The 20797-nt window shown below is 68.4% G+C and carries 18 protein-coding genes and 1 tRNA gene; 10 read left to right on the top strand and 9 right to left on the bottom strand.

Translation table 11 applies throughout. The features are described from left to right. Both KZX17_RS05165 and KZX17_RS05160 read right to left on the bottom strand, forming a co-directional pair. Positions 1 to 1209 carry a type IV pilus twitching motility protein PilT gene (locus KZX17_RS05165; protein WP_308194494.1) on the bottom strand — a complete coding sequence of 403 codons (1209 nt, stop codon included), beginning with the start codon at positions 1207 to 1209 and terminating at the stop codon, positions 1 to 3. Next, positions 1196 to 2860 (bottom strand): GspE/PulE family protein, encoded by a 1665-nt coding sequence (locus KZX17_RS05160; protein WP_248170304.1) that lies wholly within the window; start codon positions 2858 to 2860, stop codon positions 1196 to 1198. Before KZX17_RS05160 ends, KZX17_RS05165 begins: the two co-directional genes overlap by 14 nt. Positions 2861 to 3093: 233 nt before the next feature. Here KZX17_RS05160 and KZX17_RS05155 point away from each other — a divergent pair, with 233 nt between their 5' ends. Next, positions 3094 to 3891: a response regulator transcription factor gene (locus KZX17_RS05155; RefSeq protein ID WP_248170306.1), complete on the top strand. Its 798-nt coding sequence runs from the start codon at positions 3094 to 3096 to the stop codon at positions 3889 to 3891. A gap of 71 nt (positions 3892 to 3962) precedes the next feature. Next, positions 3963 to 5369, top strand: a complete 1407-nt coding sequence (locus KZX17_RS05150) for an MFS transporter (protein WP_248170308.1) — start codon at positions 3963 to 3965, stop codon at positions 5367 to 5369. 28 nt (positions 5370 to 5397) lie between these two features. Here KZX17_RS05150 and KZX17_RS05145 read toward each other — a convergent pair whose 3' ends face one another. The 3 genes from KZX17_RS05145 to KZX17_RS05135 form a co-directional block, all read right to left on the bottom strand. Then, a complete protein-coding gene (locus tag KZX17_RS05145) occupies positions 5398 to 6033 on the bottom strand; it encodes an NADPH-dependent F420 reductase (RefSeq protein WP_248170310.1) in 636 nt (211 codons plus the stop codon). Between the two features lie 37 nt (positions 6034 to 6070). Then, positions 6071 to 7738, bottom strand: a complete 1668-nt coding sequence (locus tag KZX17_RS05140; RefSeq protein ID WP_248170312.1) for a BCCT family transporter — start codon at positions 7736 to 7738, stop codon at positions 6071 to 6073. 69 nt (positions 7739 to 7807) lie between these two features. Further along, complete coding sequence (locus KZX17_RS05135) at positions 7808 to 8314, bottom strand: MarR family transcriptional regulator (protein ID WP_248170314.1); 507 nt, start codon at positions 8312 to 8314, stop codon at positions 7808 to 7810. A 145-nt stretch (positions 8315 to 8459) separates the two neighbouring features. Here KZX17_RS05135 and KZX17_RS05130 point away from each other — a divergent pair, with 145 nt between their 5' ends. After that, on the top strand, positions 8460 to 8957 hold the full coding sequence (locus KZX17_RS05130) for a hypothetical protein (protein WP_248170316.1): 498 nt from the start codon (positions 8460 to 8462) through the stop codon (positions 8955 to 8957). A gap of 6 nt (positions 8958 to 8963) precedes the next feature. Here KZX17_RS05130 and dcd read toward each other — a convergent pair whose 3' ends face one another. Further along, on the bottom strand, positions 8964 to 9569 hold the full coding sequence (dcd, locus tag KZX17_RS05125) for a dCTP deaminase (RefSeq protein ID WP_064002633.1): 606 nt from the start codon (positions 9567 to 9569) through the stop codon (positions 8964 to 8966). 320 nt (positions 9570 to 9889) lie between these two features. Further along, positions 9890 to 11923: a beta-galactosidase gene (locus tag KZX17_RS05120; RefSeq protein ID WP_248170318.1), complete on the bottom strand. Its 2034-nt coding sequence runs from the start codon at positions 11921 to 11923 to the stop codon at positions 9890 to 9892. 60 nt (positions 11924 to 11983) lie between these two features. On the opposite strand from KZX17_RS05120, the gene KZX17_RS05115 reads away from it, so the two are divergent. After that, positions 11984 to 12580, top strand: a complete 597-nt coding sequence (locus tag KZX17_RS05115; RefSeq protein ID WP_248170320.1) for a TetR/AcrR family transcriptional regulator — start codon at positions 11984 to 11986, stop codon at positions 12578 to 12580. 7 nt (positions 12581 to 12587) lie between these two features. On the opposite strand, the gene KZX17_RS05110 is transcribed toward KZX17_RS05115, so the two are convergent. Further along, positions 12588 to 13616 carry a zinc-binding dehydrogenase gene (locus KZX17_RS05110; RefSeq protein ID WP_282443454.1) on the bottom strand — a complete coding sequence of 343 codons (1029 nt, stop codon included), beginning with the start codon at positions 13614 to 13616 and terminating at the stop codon, positions 12588 to 12590. A 104-nt stretch (positions 13617 to 13720) separates the two neighbouring features. Between KZX17_RS05110 and KZX17_RS15015 the strand changes: the two genes are divergently transcribed. Together KZX17_RS15015 and KZX17_RS05100 are read left to right on the top strand one after the other, a co-directional pair. Beyond that, entirely contained in the window at positions 13721 to 14020 is a 300-nt protein-coding gene (locus tag KZX17_RS15015; RefSeq protein ID WP_282443358.1) for a hypothetical protein, read from the top strand. A gap of 76 nt (positions 14021 to 14096) precedes the next feature. Next, positions 14097 to 14170: transfer RNA gene (locus tag KZX17_RS05100), tRNA-Gly, on the top strand. A gap of 265 nt (positions 14171 to 14435) precedes the next feature. On the opposite strand, the gene KZX17_RS05095 is transcribed toward KZX17_RS05100, so the two are convergent. Continuing rightward, a complete protein-coding gene (locus KZX17_RS05095; protein ID WP_248170324.1) occupies positions 14436 to 16109 on the bottom strand; it encodes an alpha-amylase family glycosyl hydrolase in 1674 nt (557 codons plus the stop codon). Between the two features lie 160 nt (positions 16110 to 16269). Here KZX17_RS05095 and KZX17_RS05090 point away from each other — a divergent pair, with 160 nt between their 5' ends. The 4 genes from KZX17_RS05090 to KZX17_RS05075 all read left to right on the top strand — a co-directional run bounded on the left by KZX17_RS05090 (position 16270) and on the right by KZX17_RS05075 (position 20795). Continuing rightward, positions 16270 to 16887, top strand: a complete 618-nt coding sequence (locus KZX17_RS05090) for a TetR/AcrR family transcriptional regulator (RefSeq protein ID WP_248170326.1) — start codon at positions 16270 to 16272, stop codon at positions 16885 to 16887. A 208-nt stretch (positions 16888 to 17095) separates the two neighbouring features. Beyond that, the gene (locus KZX17_RS05085) at positions 17096 to 18298 is read left to right on the top strand and encodes an MFS transporter (RefSeq protein ID WP_248170327.1); all 1203 of its coding nucleotides are present in this window, start codon (positions 17096 to 17098) and stop codon (positions 18296 to 18298) included. 2 nt (positions 18299 to 18300) lie between these two features. After that, a complete protein-coding gene (locus KZX17_RS05080; protein ID WP_248170329.1) occupies positions 18301 to 19398 on the top strand; it encodes a Gfo/Idh/MocA family protein in 1098 nt (365 codons plus the stop codon). After that, positions 19395 to 20795, top strand: a complete 1401-nt coding sequence (locus KZX17_RS05075) for a glycoside hydrolase family 27 protein (protein ID WP_248170330.1) — start codon at positions 19395 to 19397, stop codon at positions 20793 to 20795. Before KZX17_RS05080 ends, KZX17_RS05075 begins: the two co-directional genes overlap by 4 nt. Positions 20796 to 20797 lie beyond the last annotated feature (2 nt).

The raw sequence follows: 20797 nt of genomic DNA, 5'->3' as shown, positions 1-20797 counted from the left end.
TCACATCCCCCAGTCGTCCTCTGCCGGGCGCGCCGCGCCCGGGGAGGCGGCGGCGAGCCACGCTTCGGCGTCGTAGTCGCGGGGCCGGACGCGCACGTCGTCGAGCGCGTGCGCGTCGGTGAGGTAGTGGCGTGCAACGGATGCCGCGACCTCCCCCTCTTCGACGAGTCGTTTCAGCGACTGGTCGAGCGTGTGCATCCCGTGCCCCTCGCCGGCCTGCATGGCGTTGTACAGCTGCGAGATCTGGTTCTCGCGGATGAGGTTGGCGACGGCGGGTGTCGAGACGAGCACTTCGGTGGCGATCACCCGCCCTCCGCCCTGGGCCTTGGGAAGCAGGGTCTGGCTGATGACGCCCTGGAGCGTGTCTCCGAGCTGGCTGCGCACCTGATTCTGCTGATGGGCCGGGAAGGCGTCGACGATGCGGTTGATGCTCTTCGCCGCGCCCTGCGTGTGGAGCGTCGAGAGCACGAGGTGGCCCGTCTCGGCGGCCGTCAGCGCCGTCGAGATCGATTCGGGGTCGCGGAGCTCGCCGATGAGGATCACGTCGGGGTCCTGTCGCAGGACGCGCCGCAGCGCCTCGGCGAAGGACCGGGTGTCGGAGCCGACCTCTCGCTGATGGACCAGCGACCGGCGACTGGTGTGCACGAATTCGATGGGATCCTCAACGGTCACGATGTGATCGGGTTTGGTCGAGTTGATGACGTCGATCATGGCCGTGAGCGTCGTGGACTTGCCCGACCCGGTCGGACCGGTCACGAGGACGAGGCCCCGTGGCCGGAGTGCGAGGTCGCGCGCAACGGCCGGGGCGCCGAGCTCATCGAGGCTGAACGCCCGCGACGCGATGAGGCGGAAGGCCGCCGCCACCTGTCCGAGCTGCCGGAAGACGTTCACGCGGAAGCGCCCGACACCCGGGACGGTGTACGACAGGTCGACCTCGCCGGTGGCCCGGTAGTCCTCGCGGTGCGATGGACCCATCGTGGCGAGCAGCTCGTCCAGGAGCACAGCCGCCGGGATGGCGTCGGGATAGCCCGCGACCGCCGCCAGGTCGCCGTCGAGTCGCTGCAGCGCCGGCGCATCGGCCGAGAAGTGGGTGTCGGATGCGCCTGCCGCCGCCGTCGAGCGCAGGATATCGTCGAGCAGGCTTGCGCCCGCGGCATCCACTCCGGTCGCCTGCATTCCGGCCCGCATCCTCAGCTCAGACCGTGACACGCAGCACCTCCTCGATCGTCGTCAATCCTTCGAGCACCTTCGCCCACCCGTCCTCCCGGAGCGTCGTCATGCCCTGCGCCAGTGCGAGATCGCGCATGTCGGATCCCGCGGCCTGCGTGACGACGAGGGACTCCATCTCGTCGGTCATCGCCATGACCTCGTGCACACCGACGCGCCCCCGGTACCCCGTGCCCGAGCAGGCCGGACATCCGGCGGCGCGGTGGAGCACCGGGGGGTCGGCAGGATCGTGCGGCACGCCCAGACGGGCGAGGACGGTCGTGTCCTCGCGGTACGGCTGGCGGCACGACGCGCACAGGCGCCGGGCGAGCCGCTGCGCGACCACGGCGGACAGCGCCGTCGCGACGAGGTACGGCTCCGCACCGATCTCGGTGAGCCGGGCGACCGCGCCCGGGGCATCGTTGGTGTGCAGCGTCGAGAGGACCAGGTGGCCGGTGAGCGCCGCCTCGATCGAGATGATGGCGGTCTCGGTGTCGCGGATCTCGCCGACCAGCACGATGTCGGGGTCGGATCTGAGGATGCTGCGCAGCGCCGCCTGGAAGGTGAGGCCCGCTTTCGCATTGACCTGCACTTGATTGATGCCGGGGATGCGGTACTCGACCGGGTCCTCCACGGTGATCACGTTCACGGCGGGGTTCGAGACCTCGCGGAGCGCGGTGTAGAGCGTCGTCGACTTGCCGGACCCGGTGGGGCCGGTCACCAGCACCATGCCGTGGGGCCGGGTGATCGCGCTGCGAAACCTGGTGAGGTTCGCCCGACCCATCCGCAGGTCGGCGAGCGACAGGCTGACCCCGGTGTTGTCGAGGATGCGCATGACGATCTTCTCGCCCCAGACCGTCGGCAGGGTGGCGACGCGGAGATCGATCTTGCGCCCGCCGTGGGTGACGGAGAGGCGACCGTCCTGGGGGCGGCGCCGCTCGGCGATGTCGATGGCGGCCATGATCTTCAGGCGCGAGATCACGCCGTCCTGGATGTTCCGATCCGCCCGCTGCATCTCGTGGAGAACCCCGTCGATCCGGTACCGGACGGTGAGGTGCGCTTCGCCGGGCTCGACGTGGATGTCGCTGGCGCGGTCGTCGACGGCTTGCGTGATCAGGAGGTTGACGAAGCGGACGATCGGTGCGTCGCTGTCCTGGTCCTCGATGTCCTCCGTCGCGGCGGCGTGCGTCGCGGCGGTCTCCTCGAGGGTCGCGGACAGGTCCGACAGCTCCTCGTCGGAGCGGACGTATCGCTGGAAGGCAGACTGCAGGGCGTCCTCGGCGACGACCACGGGCTCCACGCGAAGATCGGTGAGCGTGGCCACATCGTCGAGAGCGATGATGTCCGTGGGGTTGACCATCGCGAGCACGACGCGGTCGCCCTCGCGCTCGATGGGGAGCACCCGATACTTGCGGCTCAGGGTCCCGGGAATCAGCCCGACCACGGCGGGATCGAGCTGCGCCGCGCCGACGTCCATGAACCGGTGCCCCGTGTGGCGGGCGACCGCCTCTCCGAGCTCGCGCGCGGTGACGAGGCCGCGCTCCACGAGCTGGCGCATGAACTCGTCGGTCTCGCCGTGCGTCGACATCAGACCACCGAGCTCGGATGCCCTCACGGCTCCGGTCAGGACGAGCGTCTGCGCGATGCCTCTCACGATTCACCTCCGGGCGACGGGACAACGCTACGTCGCGGGAGGTCGGCGCCCGGCTGTCGAGGACGGATGCTGAGCCAGAACTGCTCCTCCTGAGGGAAAACTGAGCAATTCGTGGTTGATGGGTCTGGTGGAAGTTATGAGTCATCTGAGAAATATGAGAATCTCCTCATGTTCAGAGTGCATCGCCGGAAGGACCCGGCGATCGACGTCCGCCCCCCCCAGAGGACACTCCCATGCGCCCCATTGCCGCCCACCCCCTGTCCGATCCGTACGCGCGCACCGCGCTCGTGATCGATCGCGAGCCTGCCGTTCGGGCCGGTCTCGTGACCTCGCTCCGACAGCAGGGGTTCACCGTCCATGAGGCATCCGACGGATTCGGCGCGCTGACCATCGCCGAGCGACACCGCCCCGACCTCGTCATCACCGGTACCGATCTGCCGGGGATCGACGGGTTCGAGACCGTTCGCCGACTGCGAGAGTTCTCCGACGGCTTCGTCCTCGTGCTCGCCGATGACGACTCGGAATCGGCCGCGGTCGAGGCCTTCCGGTCCGGTGCCGACGACTACGTCGTCAAGCCGTACGGACCCTACGCGCTCCGCGCGCGCATCGACGCGCTGATGCGCCGAGCTCGCACGCTTCTCCCCACGTCGGCTGCGGCCGTCGACCGCGGCGCGTTCGAGCACGGAGCCCTACGGCTGATCCCCGGCTCGCGGCGAGTGGAGATCGCAGGCGCGGAGTGCGAACTGACCCGATCCGAATTCGACCTCCTGCACACGTTCCTCCGCGCGAAAGAGCAGGTCTTCAGCAAGGCGTCTCTCGCGCTCATGCTGCGCGAGAGCCAGGGGCAGGGCGGTCAGCACATCACGGCTCACGACCGTCATGCGGTGGAGGTTCACATCATGAACCTGCGCCGCAAGCTCGCCGCGCATCCTCGGGCGCCGCAGTGCATCGAGACCGTCCGCGGATTCGGCTACCGGCTGGCACCGCTGGGCGTGCCGGCACCCGTGCATCTCCAAGCGGCGGCCGGCTGAGCGGCACCGATGGATGTTGCGCCCACCCTGACGTCACCGCGTCGACCCTCCCGCGGGGTAGGGTGCGGCTCATGACGCGTACCACCGGGGGCACGCCCGACGTGCCCGCCACCGCCGACAGCGGTGCCCTCCCCGTGATGTTCCAAGACCTCGAGGAGCGACCGGTCGCCCGCAGGAACGTCGTCTCGTGGGCGATGTGGGACTGGGCGACGCAGCCCTTCAACTCCGTCATCCTGACCTTCGTCTTCGTGTCGCTGTACCTCGTGTCCGACACGTTCCTGCCGGCCGACATCGCCGCCCTTGCCGACGACGATCCGATCAAGCAGTCCGCACTCGCAGACCTGTCCAGCGGGTACGGTCTCGTCTCGACCCTCGCCGGCCTCGCGATCCTGCTGCTGGCGCCGATCCTCGGACAGGTCGCCGACCGCACCGGGCGCAAGAAGCGCTGGCTGCTCATCGCGACGGCCCTGCTGGCCCTGCTGCAGTTCGGGTTGTTCTTCGTGTTCGCCGACCCGTCCTACTTCTGGGTCGGTGCGATCCTCGTCTCGCTCGGCGCGGTCGCGTCCGAGATCGCGGGCGTCAACTACAACGCCCTGCTGGTCAGCGTCTCGACGCCGCGGACCGTGGGCAAGGTGTCGGGCCTGGGCTGGGGCCTCGGGTACATCGGCGGCATCCTCGCCCTCGTCGCCGTCGTCGTCCTGAACGCGGTCGAGTGGTTCGGCCTCGACACCTCGAACGGACTCGCCTACCGCCTCATCGCCGTCGGCTGCGCGGTGTGGACGGTGGTCTTCGCGATCCCGCTGTTCCGGAACGTCCCCGAGCCGCCGGCGCCGGCGGGTGCCCGACCCCTCGGCTTCATGGCGTGGTTCCGCGAGTTCTTCCGGTCGATCCGCGACCTGTTCCGGTCCCACCGGCCCACGGCCTGGTTCCTGCTGGCGAGCGCCGTCTACCGCGACGGGCTCGGGGGCGTCTTCGCGTTCGGCGGCGTGCTCGCCGCGGTCGCCTTCGGCTTCTCACCGAACGAGGTCATCCTCTTCGGCATCGCGGCCAACCTCGTCGCAGGCATCTCGACCGTCATCGCCGGGCGGCTCGACGACCGCTTCGGCGCTCGCGCGATCATCCTGACCTCGCTCACCGGGCTCGTCGTCGTCGCCCTCGCCGTCTTCTTCCTGAACGACGCCGGCAAGCTGCCCTTCTGGATCTTCGGCCTCATCCTCTGCGCGTTCGTGGGACCCGCGCAGGCGTCGACCCGGTCCCTGCTCGCAAGGGTCACACCCGAGCACATGCAGGGCGAGGTGTTCGGGCTCTACGCGACGACCGGCCGTGTGGTCAGCTTCCTCGCGCCGGCCATGTGGACCCTGTTCATCACGGCCTTCGGGGCGACCTACTGGGGCATCCTCGGCATCGCGATCGTGCTCGCGCTGGGACTGATCCTCATGCTCTTCGTGAGGCTGCCGCGGCCCGCGCACCTGCGCTGACCGCGGCAGCTGAGCACCATGCCGGGCGTCAGCGCTCGGCGCGGACGAGGTTCGCGCGCAGCTCGTCCGCGTTCTGGCGGACGACGTAGGCCGGAGTGTCGCGCTCGACCCGCCAGCTCTCGTCGAGCGGGCCGATGTTGACGGTGTCGAAGCCGAAGTCGTCGTAGACCTTCGTGATCAGCGCGATGGCCTCGTCGGAGTCGCTCGAGGTCGCCAGCGCGCGGCGGTTCGGCGTGCCGGCGGGGGCGCCGTCGGTGGTGATGTCGCCGGAGGGGATGTGGTTGAACCCCTTCACGACGGTCGACTGCGGCAGGCGGTCCTGCAGCATCCGGGAGGTCGTGGTCCGCTTCTCGTCGAGCTCGGCGATGTGCCCGTCGCGCTCCCAGTAGTAGTTGTTCGTGTCGACGACGATCTTGCCGGCGAGCTGCTCCACGGGCAGGTCGTCGATCGCCTTCAGCGGCACGGTGACGACCGCCCACTCGCCGAACGCGGCCGCATCCGCCGCCGTCGCGGCGTGCGCACGGTCGCCGAGCTCGGCCACGAGGGCCCCGAGCGTCTCGGGTCCGCGCGAGTTGCTGATCGCGACCTCGTGCCCCTGGGCGACGAGCCCGCGGGCGACGGCCGATCCGATGTGTCCTGCTCCGATGATTCCCACACGTGTCATGCGTGGGTGAAACGCTCGCAGCCGCGGGGAATTCCCGTCAGCCGTCGCGTCGCCGCGTCCACGGCAGACGGATGCCGCGCTCGTTCTCCGATTCGACCTCGAGCCCGTAGTGGTCGCCGATGTGCGCGAGCAGCTGTGCGCGCTCCGCCTTCTCGTAGATGCGTCTCTCGCGTTGGAATGCCACGACCGTGGCCCAGCAGATGAGCAGCATCACGATGCTGAAGGGCAGGGCGATGATGATCGCCGCCGTCTGCAGCGCGGTGAGCCCGCCGGCGATGAGCAGCGCGATGGCGAGGAGGGCCGTGATGAGGGTGAACAGCGTCCGCACGGGCTTGCTCGGCTCCGGGTCGCCGCCGGTGGCGATCATCCCCATCACGAGGGCACCCGAGTCGGCCGAGGTGACGAAGAACAGGGCGATGAGGATCAGTGCGCCGATCGTCAGCAGCAGGGATGCCGGGAGGTACTCGAACAGCTGGAACAGCGCTCCCTCGACGTTGACGGTGCCGTCCGCCTGCGTCATGGTGCCCGGCTGGTCGAGTTCGAGCTTGACGGCCGAGCCGCCGAGGACGGCGAACCAGAGGACCCCGACGAGCGTCGGGACGATGAGCACGCCCATGACGAACTCACGGACGGTGCGCCCGCGGCTGACCCGCGCGATGAAGATGCCGACGAAGGGCGCCCACGAGATCCACCAGCCCCAGTAGAACGAGGTCCACGTCGCCTGCCAGGCCTGGCCCTCGGCGCCCTGGAACGCGCTGACGCTGAAGCTCAGCCCGATGAAGTCCTGCAGGTACGACCCGATGGACTGCACCCATTCGCGCAGGAGGTAGAACGTGTCGTTCGTGAAGAGGACGAACAGCAGCAGGAGACCCGCGAGGATCAGGTTGAGCGACGACAGCCACTTCATGCCTTTGGTGACCCCGGACAGGACCGAGAAGAGGACGGCGGTCGTGATGACGGCGATGATGATCACCTGCACGAGCAGGCTCGGATCGGAGATGATGCCCGCGCTGTCGAGCCCCGAGCTGATCTGCAGCACCCCCAGGCCGAGACTGGTCGCGACGCCGAACAGGGTGCCGACGAGCGCGATCGCGTCGATCGCGTTGCCCCAGCCGCCGCGGACACGGCGACCGAGGATCGGCTCGAGTGCCCAGCGGATCGACAGCGGCCGTCCTCGCCGGTGGATCGCGTACGCGAGGGCGATCCCGACCACGACGTACACGGCCCACGCCTGCACGCCCCAGTGGAGGTAGGTCTGCGTCAGCGAGGACTGTGCGAGCTGCGCCGGGGTGCCCTCGACGCCGGGCTTGGGTTCGACGAAGTGGCTGAGCGGCTCGCTGACGCCGTAGAAGACGAGGCCGATGCCCATCCCGGCCGCGAACAGGAGGGAGAACCACGACCCCGTCGAGAACTCCGGCTTGTCGTCGTCCTTGCCGAGACGGATGTCACCGAAGCGGCTGAACCCGAGGAAGAGGCAGAACGCGACGAAGAACGCCGTGATGAGCACGTAGTACCAGCTGAAGGTGTCGATGATCGCACCCTGGATGGCGCCGAAGAACGCCTCCGCCTGGGTGGGCAGGGCGATGGCGAAGGCGCTGAAGACGACGGCCACGATGGCCGCGGGAGCGATGACCCAGATGCTCGCCGTGGTCTTCGGACCGCTCGGGATCGTGGAGGTCTCTGACGGTGGGGCGCTGTCGGACATGCCGCCAGGCTAGTTCCGACCCGCGATCTCCTCACCCTGTTGCGTCGCAGGCTGCAGGTGGGTAGCGCGTCAGTCCCGGGGCCAGGATGCCGCGAGCTTGCCGAGCAGCCGGACGAGCTCGGCGCGCTCATCGTCGCTGAAGTCGGCGAGTGCGGCCGCGAGCCGCTCGCGGCGCTCGCCACGGACATCACCGGCGCGGCGTCGACCCTCGGGCGTGAGGGCGATGCGGGTGCGGCGTGCGTCGTCGGGGTCCGCCTCGCGGGCGGTGAGACCGAGCTCGACGGCCTGCTGCACGAGCCGTGACGCGCGGGGCTGGTCGACGCCGATGGCGTCGGCGAGCTCGCTGACCGAGAGCGGGTGCTCCGCGTGCACGAGGGCGTCGAGCAGCCGGATGCGGGCGGGTGCCCCCGCCAGCCGCGCATTCGGGCCGAACCCGCGATCGCCGCGCATCCACGGCGGTCCGCCGCCGTGGGCATGCGGGCCTCCCGCACGGTGATGCCGGTGCGGCCCGCCCCGGCCGCGCATCTGCGAGAAGGCGGCCAGCAGCGCGTCGAGGTCGCCGGTCGGGTCGGTCACCCCTCGACGATACCGCGGGCGCGCGAATGGATGTCACTTGACATGTTCCCGAGTTGCATGTCACACTGCATGTACTTGCACATTGACATGCAATGATCATCGCGGAACGTCCGCCGGTGACACGACGTCTCGGAAGGACACACCCATGCACACCCCTCATGACAACGACACCCAGCCCCTCGGTTTCCGCCTGAAGCTCGTCCACCGTCTGCTGACGCGCGAAGTGCGCGCGCAGATGGCGGCCGCCGGGCCCGAGGCATCCGATCGCCGCGACGAGATCGTCGCCGGCGTGCACTCCCGCGTCGCCGGCGCCGTCCCGGCGGAGGACTTCGACGTGCTCCTGCGCTCGCTCGACGCGATCGCCCGCGAGCTCGGCTGGGACGAATCCCAGCCGATGCCTCGCCGCGAGGGCCGCGGACACCGCCGCGGACCGTTCGGCCACGGCTTCGGCGGCGGGTTCCCCCACCCCGGATTCGCGCACGGCGAGCCGGGCCGGTTCGGCCACCACGAGCGGCACGGCCACCACGGCCGTGGCTGCGGTCACGGGCACGGCGAGCGGCGCGGCTTCGCGCAGCATCCCGCCGTCGCCGAGGCCTTCGAGCGCGGCTTCACCCGCGGCTACGAGCAGGCGCAGCGCGACTGAGCGCGGTCAGTTCCCCTTCGCACCGGCGTCGGTCGTCCCGACGTCGGTGCGGTGGAAGTTCTGGAACGAGCGGGATGCCGTCGGCCCCCGCTGCCCCTGGTACCGATTCTTGTACGACCCGGTGCCGTAGGGGTTCTCGGCCGGCGAGGTCAGGCGGAAGAAGCAGAACTGCCCGATCTTCATGCCCGGCCACAGCTTGATCGGCAGGGTCGCGACATTCGCGAGCTCGAGCGTCACATGCCCCGAGAAGCCGGGGTCGATGAACCCGGCCGTCGAGTGCGTGATGAGACCGAGACGGCCGAGCGAGCTCTTTCCCTCGAGGCGCGCGGCGACGTCGTCGGGCAGCGTGATCTGCTCGAAGGTCGCGCCGAGCGCGAACTCCCCTGGATGCAGGATGAACGGCTCGTCGGGCGCGACCTCGATCAGCCGAGTCAGCTCGGGCTGATCCTCAGCCGGGTCGATGAACGGGTACTTGTGGTTGTCGAACAGCCGGAAGTACCGGTCGAGCCGCACGTCGACGCTCGACGGCTGGACCATAGCCGGGTCCCACGGGTCGAGGCCGATGCGGCCGCCGTCGATCTCGAGTCGGATGTCGCGGTCGCTGAGCAGCACGCGGCCAGCCTACTGGCCGACCAGGCAGCACGCGCGGCCAGGCAGTACGCGGCCAGCCTCCCGATCCGCTTCCCGGCCGCCGTAGGCAGCACGCGGCCAGCCTACTGGCCGACTAGGCAGCACGCGCGGCCAGGCAGTACGCGGCCAGCCTCCCGATCCGCTTCCCGGCCGCCGTAGGCAGCACGCGGGCAGCCTCCCACCCGCCGAGGCTCCCTCTCGCGCGACGGATGCACGACCGGTGGGACTCCTGAAGCCCCGCCCGACCCGCGGATGCACACCAGCACCAGCCGTCGTGCATCCGTCACCGCATGGGGCTCCGATCAGCGCGCGACGCGGACCACCACCACGCTGCGCGGTGCCACGACGACACCGGATGCCGCGGCCGCACCCACGAGCACGTCGCCGACCACCGGCGCCGCGACCTCCTCGTCGGTGCGGTTCGAGAGGAAGACGTAGCGCGCCTCACCGTCGCCGCGCTCGATGACGTCGAGCCGGCCGTCCGCCGACCGCGGGTCGCCGGCGAGCGCCTCGAGCCCGAGCCCCGCGAGCACCGCGCGGACGCCGTCGCGACCGATGTCGGCCGACACGTACGTCGCGCTGCCACCGGCCGCGAGGGTCCGCCGCGTCACCGCCGGCGCACCGGCGAGGTCGCCCTCGGCGTAGGTGTCGAGCACCTCGACGTCGTCGCCGACGTGGACGATCCGCTCGGTCCAGCCATGCGCGACGGCGCCGGAGGCGAGTGCGATGCGCTCACCCGGGAGCAGCGGCACGAACTCCTCGACGAGGACGCCGAGCAGCTCGCGGAGCGCGCCCGGGTAGCCGCCGAGCCAGACGCGATCGTTCTCATCGACGATGCCTGAGAAGGAGGTCGTGACGAGGTGGCCACCGGCATCCGCGTACGACGTCAGACGCGCCCGCAGGTCCTCGGGCACGACGTGCAGCATCGGCGCGATGAGCACCTCGTACCCGTCGAACGCCGCACCGACCGGGATGACGTCGGCGCGGACGCCGAGGTCGAGGAGGGCCCGGTACCAGGCGAGGGTCTCGACGTCGTAGGCGGGCGAGTCCGACGGGTGGGCGTCGCGCCCGCTGACCCACCACGACTCGTAGTCGAAGACGATCGCGACGCGCGCGGCCTCGCGCCGGGAGCCGTTGACCGGCGACAGGTCGCGGAGCGCCCCGCCGAGCGCGACCACGTCGCGGAACACGCGGCTGTGCTCACCGGCGTGCGGCACCATGCCCGAGTGGTACCGCTCGCCGCCGGCGCGCGACTGCCGCCACTGGAAGTAGCAGACCGCGTCGGCGCCGTGCCCGACGTGCGTGAGCGCATCGCGCAGGAGCTCGCCGGAGCGCTTGGGCGGGTTCACCTCGCGCCAGTTGACGGCGCTCGTCGCGTGCTCCATGAGGAACCATGGCAGGCCCCCGGCGATGTTGCCGGTCAGGTTCGCCCAGAACGAGAGGTCGTCGCGGCCGAGCTCGCCGGGTCGCAGGTAGTGGTCGTTCGAGACGAAGTCGACGTCGCCCACCCAGGACGGGTAATCGATGTCGCGGACGTTCTGCGCGACCATGAAGTTCGTCGTCCGCGGGATGTCGGGGGTCACCTCGGCGAGCACGGCCGCCTCGGCCCGCAGGTGGTCGCGGACGGCATCCGACGAGAACCGCTCGAAGTCGAGCTGCTGCCCGGGGTTGCGGATCGTGGGCGCCGATCGTGGCGGCAGGATCTCGTCCCACTCCTCGTAGTGCTGCGACCAGAAGGCCGTGCCCCACGCGTCGTTGAGCGCCTCGATCGTGCCGTAGCGGGCTTCGAGCCAGACCCGGAACGCGCTCGCGGCGTCGTCGGAGTAGTCGTAGAGGTTGTGGCATCCGAGCTCGTTCGAGATGTGCCACGCGACGACGGCGGGGTGGTCGCCGTAGCGCTCGGCGAGCGCGCGGACGAGGCGCAGCGCGTACTCACGGAAGACCGGTGACGTCGGCCGCCAATGCTGGCGGGCACCGGGCCAGAGGATCGTGCCGTCGACGGTCTGCGGCAGGATCTCGGGATGCCGGCGGGCCATCCACGAGGGAGGCGACGCCGTCGCGGTCGCCAGGTCCACGTCGATGCCGTTCGCGTGCAGCAGGTCGATGATCTCGTCGAGCCAGGAGAAGTCGAACTCTCCCGGACGCGGTTCGAGCAGGCCCCAGGAGAAGATCCCGAGCGAGACGATGTTCACGCCCGCCTCGCGCATCAGGCGGACGTCGTCGTCCCAGACCTCGCGCGGCCACTGCTCGGGGTTGTAGTCGGCGCCGTAACGCATCGTTCCGGGCTGCTGGGAGCCGTCCTTGACCCAGCGGTAGGCGCTCGTCTCGTTCTGCATCCGATCACCGTATCTCAAAAACGTGCACATGCACGGTTTCGCTCGATCTACACTGCCGCTATGACCGATGCGACCGCGACCGCTCGCGGCCCCTACGCGAAATCCGCTGCACGGCGGGGCGAGATCATCGCGACCGCGACGGCGGTCTTCGGCACGCACGGATATCGCGGCGGCTCGCTTCGGCAGATCGCGAAGCAGCTCGACCTCGGGCTGACCACCGTCATGCACCACTTCCCCACGAAGGTCTCGCTCCTGGCGGCGGTGCTGTCGCAGGAGGACGCCGCCGACACCGACTTCTCCGCACGCGCCGCGCGCGACGGCTTCGTCCCGACCGTGCTCGCCATCGTCGAGCGGAACATCGCTCGGCGCGAGCTGGTGCGCATGTTCACCGTCGTGCAGGCGGAGGCGACCCACGCGGACCACGAGGCTCACGCGTGGCTGCGCGCGCGCTACGCGGCGGTGATCCCCGAGTACGCGGCCGCCATCGACCTCGACCGCTCGCTGGGACGGTTGACGACGACGACGGATGCCACGATGCTCGCCGACCTGGTCATCGGAACGTGGGAGGGCATCCAGGTCCGGTGGCTCGCCGACGGCACCGATCCCGTCGCGGCGATGCGGGTGGCGCTCGACGCCCTGCTCGAGCCGCGCGGCTGACTGCGCCTCAGACCCGCGGGTCGATCATCGTCATCCCCGCCGGCGACGCCGAGTCCATACCCGGCAGCAGCAGCGCAGCCTGCTCGAGCGAGACGGTCCGCTCGATGAGGTCCTGCGGGCGGAGAGTGCCACGCACGATGAGCTCCAGCATCCCGGGATAGTCCTCGGCGGCCATGCCGTGACTTCCGAGCACGTCGAGCTCCCACGCGATCGCGCGGGCCATGGGGACGGATGAGAGGCCGGATGCCGTGGGCAGCAGCCCGATCTGCACGTGACGGCCCCGGCGGCGCAGGCTGTGGACGGCGTCCGCGCACGTCTGCTCGCTGCCGACCGCGTCGACCGAGACGTGCGCGCCCCCGGCGGTGAGGGTGTGCACGGCGTTCGGGATGTCGGTCCCGTCGGCGCGGACCACGTGATCGGCCCCCAGAGCGCTCGCGGCGTCGAGTGCCGAAGCGGATCGATCGACGGCGACCACGCGCGCACCCAGCGCCTTCGCGATCATGACGGCGCTGAGCCCGACGCCGCCGGCGCCGACGATCACGACCCACTCGTCTGCGCTCAGGCGCGCCCGGGCGGTGAGCGCTCGGAATGCGGTCGCGAACCGGCATCCGAGAGACGCCGCGGCGGCGGTGGAGACGGTCTCGGGGATGCCGACGAGGTTGCGGTCCGCGGCGTGGACGACCACCTGCTCGGCGAACGAGCCCCAGTGGGTGAAGCCGGGCTGCTCCTGGTCGGGGCAGACCTGGGCGTCGCCGCCGAGGCACCACTCGCACCGACCGCATCCGCAGACGAACGGCACGGTCACGCGGTCGCCGACCGCCCAGCGCGCGACGCCGACGCCCACCTCGACGACGACGCCGGCGAGCTCGTGCCCCGGCACGTGCGGCAGGGCGATGTCGTCGTGCCCCGCCCACGCGTGCCAGTCGCTGCGGCAGAGCCCCGTCGCATGCACCTCGATCACGGCGCCACCGGCGGGAGCGGTCGGGGCGGGCACGTCGGCCACCGTCAGCGGACCTGCGATCCGCTCCATGATCATCGCGCGCACGCCTGCCTCCTCCGTCGTCGCCGGGCTCCACGTCGATTCTGCCGCGAGGCGACGTGCGCGATTGCCCGTCGATCGCGCCCGATAGGGTGCGGGGCATGAACAGCTATGGAGATTTCGCGGGCCTCGGCGTCGGCCTGATCATCGTGATGATCGTCCTCTACGTGGGCTTCATCGCCCTCATGATCTGGGTGGGCTATCTCATCCAGCGGACGGCGGTGAAGAACGGGATGCTGCGGGCGATGCAGGAGAGCGGGATGACCTTCGCCCCGCGTCCCGGCGGTCCGCACCCGGGCGCCGGCTACCCGGGCCCTCAGCCGCCCTACCCCGGTCAGCCCCCGTTCCCCCCGGCTGCGCCGCCGCGGGGGCCGGGCACCCCGCCCCCGTCGACCGACTGAGCACGGCCCCGCTCGCGGCACGTCCGGGCGAAGGGCTCCTCGTCTTGCTAGGCTTGCGAGGTGCCTCCGGGCGCATGGGGCTGTAGTTCAATGGCAGAACTTCTGCTTCCCAAGCAGACAGCGCGGGTTCGATTCCCGTCAGCCCCTCCACTTGTCACTTCCAGAGCTAGTCCGGACTTTCCAGGGCTAGGTCGGACTGGACTTCGGTCACGCGGTGATCGACCGCCTCGCTGGTAGCAGATGTGGGCGTCGGCGCGTTCACCTCGGACAACTCTCTCGACCCGACACCCGGCGCCCGACTACTTCACACTTGCGCGAAGCAGAACGGTGCCGCTGCGGTGAAACACGGACGCTTAGAGTGCTCCATCCTTGAGCTGAATCCCTAGCACGCCAGGTCGCCCTAGCAGTATCGCCGCTACCGTGCGGCGTGCGTTGCGAGCCAGACTCCCCCATCGGGCGGCAGTCTGTGTCCTGTAGTGTCCACGTTCGATAGGAGAACGCGGCCCGGAGGCAGATCTATGGGAGTGTCTCCGAAGTTCGTCACTGAGATCCATCCTCCCGGTCTGCAGAAAGCTACCGTGTTCGCTCCGGCGTCGACCCAATCCAGCCTCTCCGCACCAGTGAATTCGCGCCGGAGCGCGATCGCGGCTTTGTAGAGCGACAGTGTCGAGTCCGGGCTCCCCTCCTGTGCTTCGACGCTCGTCTCGCTGAACCAGGCCGGCTGGGGCAGATGGCTGGCGGATGTGCTGAAGCCATGGAGTGGCGAGGAGCCGTTCCACGGGAGTGGCACTCGGCACCCGTCCCGGGTAGCGAAGAAGCCCTCCACGGTGCGTGCTTGAGGGTCCTGCCGAGCACTCACGGGCAGGTCGACCACTTCGTGTAGGCCGAGCTCTTCACCTTGATAGAGGTATGTGCTGCCGGGCAGCGCGAGCGCCAGCAGGGTCGCCGCCTGCGCACGACGCAGACCTTGCTCGCGAGCCTCTGCGCTGAGCGGGATCGCGGCGTTGATCCTCAGCGCTGGGGGAACAGCGCTGGGTGCGTAGCGTGTGGGGTGGCGGATGATGTCGTGGTTAGACAGCACCCAGGTGCTTGACGAGCCGGCTTCGTCGGCAAGCCGCAGGTTTTCGTCGATGACATCCACGAACCGCTTTGCTTCCCACGGATTCCAGAGAAACTCGAAGTTGAACGCTTGCCCAAGCGTCTCAGGACTCGCGTAGCGAACGCGCCGATGATTCTCTACCCAGGTCTCGCCCACGGCAAACAGCGGCGGGTCGTAACTCTCAAAGACCTCGCGCCAGGTGGCGTAGATTCCGACGAGTTCATCGCGGTCCAGGAAAGGGTGTTGGCCGTCGGCGAATGCACTCGCCTGGCCGAGACCTCCCGGTAGTGGCAAGTTGGCCCGCACCGTATCCCAATCCGGGTAGGGCTCGCTCAGATCTTTTGCGAGGCACATTGCAACGTCAACACGGAAGCCGTCGACTCCGCGATCGCCCCAAAACCGTAAGGTCTCGAGGAAGTCTTCGCGCACAGCTTCGTGCTGCCAGTTCCAGTCCGGCTGCTGCGGCGTGAATAGGTGCAGATACCACTGTCCGTCGTCGACGCGGGTCCAGGCCGGACCGCCGAAGAATGACTGCCAATCGTTGGGAGGCAGGTGTCCCCCATCGCCACGGCCGTCACGGAATAGGTAATGCTTGCGGGCTGCGGAGCCTGGGCCGTCGGCCAGCGCCGCGACAAACCGTTCATGCCGATCAGAGCTGTGGTTGGGCACGATGTCGATCACAACCCGGATGCCGCGAGCGTGGAGCGCTTCGACCACGGCGTCGAACGCCGCGAGAGTGCCTAGCTCGGGGGCGACGTCCCGATAGTCGTCTACGTCGTAGCCCCCGTCCGCCAGTGCGGAGGGGTAGAAGGGGCTGAACCACACGGCATCGACACCGAGCGCGCTGAAATGGTCGATGCGCTCGAGCACTCCGAGAAAGTCGCCAATGCCGTCCCCGTTCCCATCGGCGAAGCTACGGGGGTAGACCTGGTAGACCACGGCCTGTCGCCACCAATCCCTGTCGGCTCGATCGTGCTCGTCCTGCCTCATCGCAGCATCCCCTTATCCATCGTCGAGTGCACCAGGCGGGCACTCGCGAATCGGCACGCTAGCACAAAAGTTCCACGCGGAACATTTGCTCCGTCCTGCCGATCTACACTGGGTCCGACTGCGCGGCCGCCCGCCGCCGTCAGGAATGCAGGAGTCTGACATGGCTGAATCGACGATTTCCCCGGACGCTGAGACGACCGGCGTGCGCGCCGCGAAAAGTGAGCGGCGTCGGCGCCAGCTCCTCGACCGGGCCCTCAGCGTCTTCAACGAACGCGGGCTGGAGGGAACGTCCTTGCGTGCCCTCGGCGAGGCAATCGGCGTCTCCCACGGCGCTCTCCGCCACTATTTTCCGTCGCGCGAGCACCTGCTCCTCGAAGTGCTGCGGGAGGCCGACCGGCGGGCGCTGGAGTTCTCCGAAGAATCAGGCAAGGGAGCCGTCGACTTCGTGCTGCGCGGGGCGGACTACAACATGCGGATCCCGGGCCTAATGGCCTTGTACAACACGATGGCCGCCAGCGCGTTGGAGAGGGACAACGTGACCTCGCGCGAGTTCTTCGTCGAACGGTACGACAACATTCGCCGAGCACTTGTCACCGTGTTCGAGGTCGGGCGTGAGCAGGGAACCATCCGATCCGATATCTCGATCGAAGACGCTGCCGCACTGGTCATCGCGGCATGCGACGGCCTCGCAACACAATGGCTCATCGACCCTCAGGTCGATATGCGTAGCGCGATGCACCTCCTCGACCGACTCCTGGGAACGAGTTCAACAATCTGAACGACCTCTCCGCAAAAAGTTCCACGCGGTAGTTCCGCGTGGAACCTTTCTGTTATCGTCCGTTGCGAGGCGTCAGCGAGAGCCCGAGTTCTCCACCGCCTACCGCATCGACTACAAGGGAGTGTTCACGATGTCCGTTCTGCCTGGAGAGCAATCAGCGCCTGACCTGCGAGAGTGGGCTAACTCCCGTCCTCCCACGCTCAAATCGTTGGGGCTGCGGAATCTGTTCGTCACGCTGCCGCTCGCGATTCTGAGTTTCAGCATCTTCTGGGGTGGGGTGCAGGGTGTCCTGTTGCCGATTCAGGTGCAGAACATCGACCGGGACGGCCAGAACGAGGCGCTCGCGCTGATCATCGGCATGGGCGCGATCGCGTCGATGATCGCGGCGCCGATCGCGGGAGCGCTCACTGACCGCACTCGCACGCGGCTTGGCGGCCGCGCACCGTGGATGATCTTCGGAGCGGTCTCCACCTTCGCGCTTGCGCTGGCGCTTGCTTTCGCCACGTCCATCACGATGATGGCGGTCATCATTGTCGCGATCCAGTTCACGACGTCGTTGATCCTGACGCCGGTGAGCGCCTACATCCCTGACCGTGTGCCGGCCGTCAAGCGCGGCATGTTCTCCGCAGCGTTCGGCCTCGCTCAGCTGGTGGGGAACGTGGTCGGCCAGTCGGTCGGTGCGGCGTTTTCTACGACGTTGATCGTCGGTTATCTGGTGCTCGGCGGCATCCTGGCAGCCCTGGTGCTGCTGTTCGCGCTGACCAACGTGCGTTCAAACACCGGAGAGCCCAAGCCGCCGCTGAATCTCGTGTCGCTTCTGCAAACGTTCTGGGTCAACCCCATCGAGTACCCGAACTTCGCATGGACCTTCTTCGGACGCTTCCTCCTGTTCACCGGGTACTTCCCCCTCTGGACCTTCATGCTGTACCTGCTGCAAGACTTCATCGGCTTGGGAGAAGACGCCGTTGGCGCCATCCCGACGATGGGATCGGCGAACCTGGTCGGCTCGGTCCTCGGCACCTTGGCGGCCGGCTACGCGGTGCAAAAGCTCAAGCGCACCAAACCTGTGATCTTCGCGGCGTCCGTCATCATCATCATCGCGCTCGCTGTGCCCCTCTTCGCGCCAAGCCTCACGTCGATGCTTGTCTACTCCGCTCTCGCCGGCTTCGGAATGGGCGCGTTCATCTCGGTCGACTTCGTGCTGATCACGCTGGTGCTGCCGGATGCCGAGAACACGGGCAAGGACCTCGGGATCATCAACGTCACCACGACGTTGCCGCAGACGATCGGTGTCACGATCGGTAGTTTGGCGATCGGCGCGTTCGGCTCATATGCGGCGCTGCTGCCGTTCGGCATCATCGCGACCGCCCTCGGGGCGCTGCTGCTCTTCTTCATCCGCGGGGTGAAGTGACAATGCCGGGCGGTGTCGGCCTCGTGGGCGCGGGTCGCATCGCCCAGCTTCACGCCGCAGCGCTGCGCGAACTCGGTGTGCCACTGGTCGGGGTCGTCGCCTCCACGCCAGCCCGCTCCGCCGAGGGCGCCCACCTCCTCGGCGCAGACCGGGCATTCGATGACCTCGACGCTCTCCTGAACGAACCCCGAGTCGAAGCCGTGCACATCGCGACCCCGTCCGGGAAACACCACGAGCAGGCGGAACGCGCGCTCCGAGCCGGAAAACACGTCGTCTGCGAAAAGCCACTCACGACGTCCGCGGCAGACTCAGCCCGGCTCGTGCGTCTGGCTCACGACACCGGCCTCGTCGGCGCCGTCGCATACACGTACCGCTTTCACCCTGGCGTGCGAGACCTGCGAGAGCGCGCCGCAGCGCTCGGACGGCTGCTTCTCGTGAGGGCGAGCTATTTGCAGGCGTGGCTCCTCGATGCAGGCACGGAGGAGTGGCGGCTCGACCCGGCGCAGAACGGCGCGTCGCGCGCGCTCGCGGACCTCGGCTCCCACGCCGTTGACCTCATCGAGTTCGTAACCGGAAACCGAGTTCACGCGGTGTCAGCGACGATGCGGGAGTTCGTCCCGACGTCGACCGTCATCCCCACGGCAGGGGATGACATCGTTGTAATCGCGTTCGAACTCGAGGGCGGTGGCATCGGCTCGCTGCAGCTATCGCAAGTAGCCATCGGCCATTCCAACTCGCTCACCCTTGAGGTGAACGGCGAGCGGGGAGCTATGGCAATGGACCTGCGTGATACGACGCGGATCTGGTGGGCGACTCGAGGCGACGAACCCTCGCACCTTCCGGTGGGTGCCTACGGTACCGACGAAGACTACGTCGCGGCGTACATGTCGTTCCTAGAAGCGACACAGCGGGCGATGGCTGGCGAATCGGTGGCCGACCTGCCGACCTTCCAGGATTGTCTGCGCACGCACGCCGTGCGCGACACCATCCTCCGCTCGGCTTCCGAGCGGGCATGGGCTGCAGTCCCCGCCCACGACGAACACGAAGCCGTTCCATCTACTGAGCCGCGGGTTGAGCTCGCTGCGGGGGTGCGCAAGTGATCGCCGGCGACTGGATCGTGCGCGGCATCTATCCCGTCATCTCAAGCGTGCACATCGGCGAGGACGGTGCCGGTCACCTCGAGATGTGGGGCGACGAAGTCGCGGTGACAGCGGAATCGGCCGAGGGGCGATACGTGTTGCAAACGAGTGCCGACGCACCGTTCCCGCTCACCATCGACTCCACGGTCGAGGGTGACCTGCTTCACCTGCAGTTCAGGAACGTGGGAGTGTTCTTCGACCTCACGGCCGATCGCGCCGACCTGGAGCAATTGGCCGCTTACCGCGCATCACGCCCGATCGCTATCCCCGCGCCAGCGCTCGCGGACGTCCCGGCAAACGGTCTCGCCACATCGCCCCCGATGGGGTGGAACAGTTGGTTCGGCCTACGGCTCAATGTCACAGACGCGTCTGTTCGCGAGATCGCCGACGCTCTCGTCTCCACGGGCCTTCGCGACGCCGGGTACACGTTTGTGAACATCGACGACGGCTGGCAAGGCGGCCGCGATCTCGACGGAACTCTCCTTCCAAACCGCGGATTCCCGGACATGCCAGCCCTGGGACGACACCTGCACGGTCTCGAACTGCGCTTCGGGATCTACTCTTCGCCTGGACCCGCGACGTGCGCGGACTACACCGGCAGCTTCGGCCACGAGGAGCGGGACGCGCTCACGTTCGCGAGCTGGGGGGTGGACTATCTCAAGTACGACTGGTGCTCAGCGCACGCGTTCTACCGCACCGAAGCGGGAATGCGCGGGGCCTTCCAACGCATGGGTGCCGCACTGCAAGCTTCCGGCAGACCGATCATATTCAGTCTCTGCCAGTACGGAACGTTCGACGTGCCAAGATGGGGTGGCTCCGTCGGTGGAAATCTCTGGCGGGTCAGCTCTGACGTCGAGGATTCTTGGGAGTCGATCGAAGCCATCGGATTCGCGGAACCTCGCGATCCCGACACAGGCTGGAACGACCTCGATATGCTGCAGATCGGCCTCGGCAACCTCACGATCGTCGAGTACCGCACGCAGATGACGATGTGGGCGATGCGGTCTGCGCCGCTCATCATCAGCTGCGATCCCCGCGATCTCACCGAGGCCGAGGTGCAGGTTCTCACGAACCGCAACGTGATCGCGATCGACCAGGATCCGCTCGCCGCAACGCCAACGCGGCATCGAGTGAACGGGCTCGATGTGTGGGTCAAGCCGCTGCTCAGTGGCGCGGCTGTGTCAGTCATAAATCGGACTAGCGATGTGGTCAGCGCGCGGATCAACTGGGACGATCTTGGACTTGTCACGCCGCTGCGAGTCGTCGACCTCTGGACAGGCGAATATTCAGACCCAGGAACGGGATGGAACGGTGGGTTGCAGCCACGCGAATGTAGCTTGGTCCGGCTGACCTTCTGAGA

The organism is Microbacterium sp. EYE_78 (genome assembly GCF_023149035.1).
Classification (GTDB): domain Bacteria; phylum Actinomycetota; class Actinomycetes; order Actinomycetales; family Microbacteriaceae; genus Microbacterium.
The sequence above is the reverse complement of the archived record's forward strand: the minus strand, read 5'-3'. Positions and strand labels throughout refer to the sequence as shown.

What these genes read in the sequence shown, in the direction of transcription:
- KZX17_RS05155 (WP_248170306.1), top strand. Translation starts at nt 3,094, where the DNA reads ATGCGCCCCATTGCCGCCCACCCCCTGTCCGATCCGTACGCGCGCACC.
- KZX17_RS05150 (WP_248170308.1), top strand. Translation starts at nt 3,963, where the DNA reads ATGACGCGTACCACCGGGGGCACGCCCGACGTGCCCGCCACCGCCGAC.
- KZX17_RS05145 (WP_248170310.1), bottom strand. Translation starts at nt 6,033, where the DNA reads ATGACACGTGTGGGAATCATCGGAGCAGGACACATCGGATCGGCCGTC.
- KZX17_RS05140 (WP_248170312.1), bottom strand. Translation starts at nt 7,738, where the DNA reads ATGTCCGACAGCGCCCCACCGTCAGAGACCTCCACGATCCCGAGCGGT.
- KZX17_RS05130 (WP_248170316.1), top strand. Translation starts at nt 8,460, where the DNA reads ATGCACACCCCTCATGACAACGACACCCAGCCCCTCGGTTTCCGCCTG.
- KZX17_RS05120 (WP_248170318.1), bottom strand. Translation starts at nt 11,923, where the DNA reads ATGCAGAACGAGACGAGCGCCTACCGCTGGGTCAAGGACGGCTCCCAG.
- KZX17_RS05115 (WP_248170320.1), top strand. Translation starts at nt 11,984, where the DNA reads ATGACCGATGCGACCGCGACCGCTCGCGGCCCCTACGCGAAATCCGCT.
- KZX17_RS05110 (WP_282443454.1), bottom strand. Translation starts at nt 13,616, where the DNA reads ATGATCATGGAGCGGATCGCAGGTCCGCTGACGGTGGCCGACGTGCCC.
- KZX17_RS15015 (WP_282443358.1), top strand. Translation starts at nt 13,721, where the DNA reads ATGAACAGCTATGGAGATTTCGCGGGCCTCGGCGTCGGCCTGATCATC.
- KZX17_RS05095 (WP_248170324.1), bottom strand. Translation starts at nt 16,109, where the DNA reads ATGAGGCAGGACGAGCACGATCGAGCCGACAGGGATTGGTGGCGACAG.
- KZX17_RS05090 (WP_248170326.1), top strand. Translation starts at nt 16,270, where the DNA reads ATGGCTGAATCGACGATTTCCCCGGACGCTGAGACGACCGGCGTGCGC.
- KZX17_RS05080 (WP_248170329.1), top strand. Translation starts at nt 18,301, where the DNA reads ATGCCGGGCGGTGTCGGCCTCGTGGGCGCGGGTCGCATCGCCCAGCTT.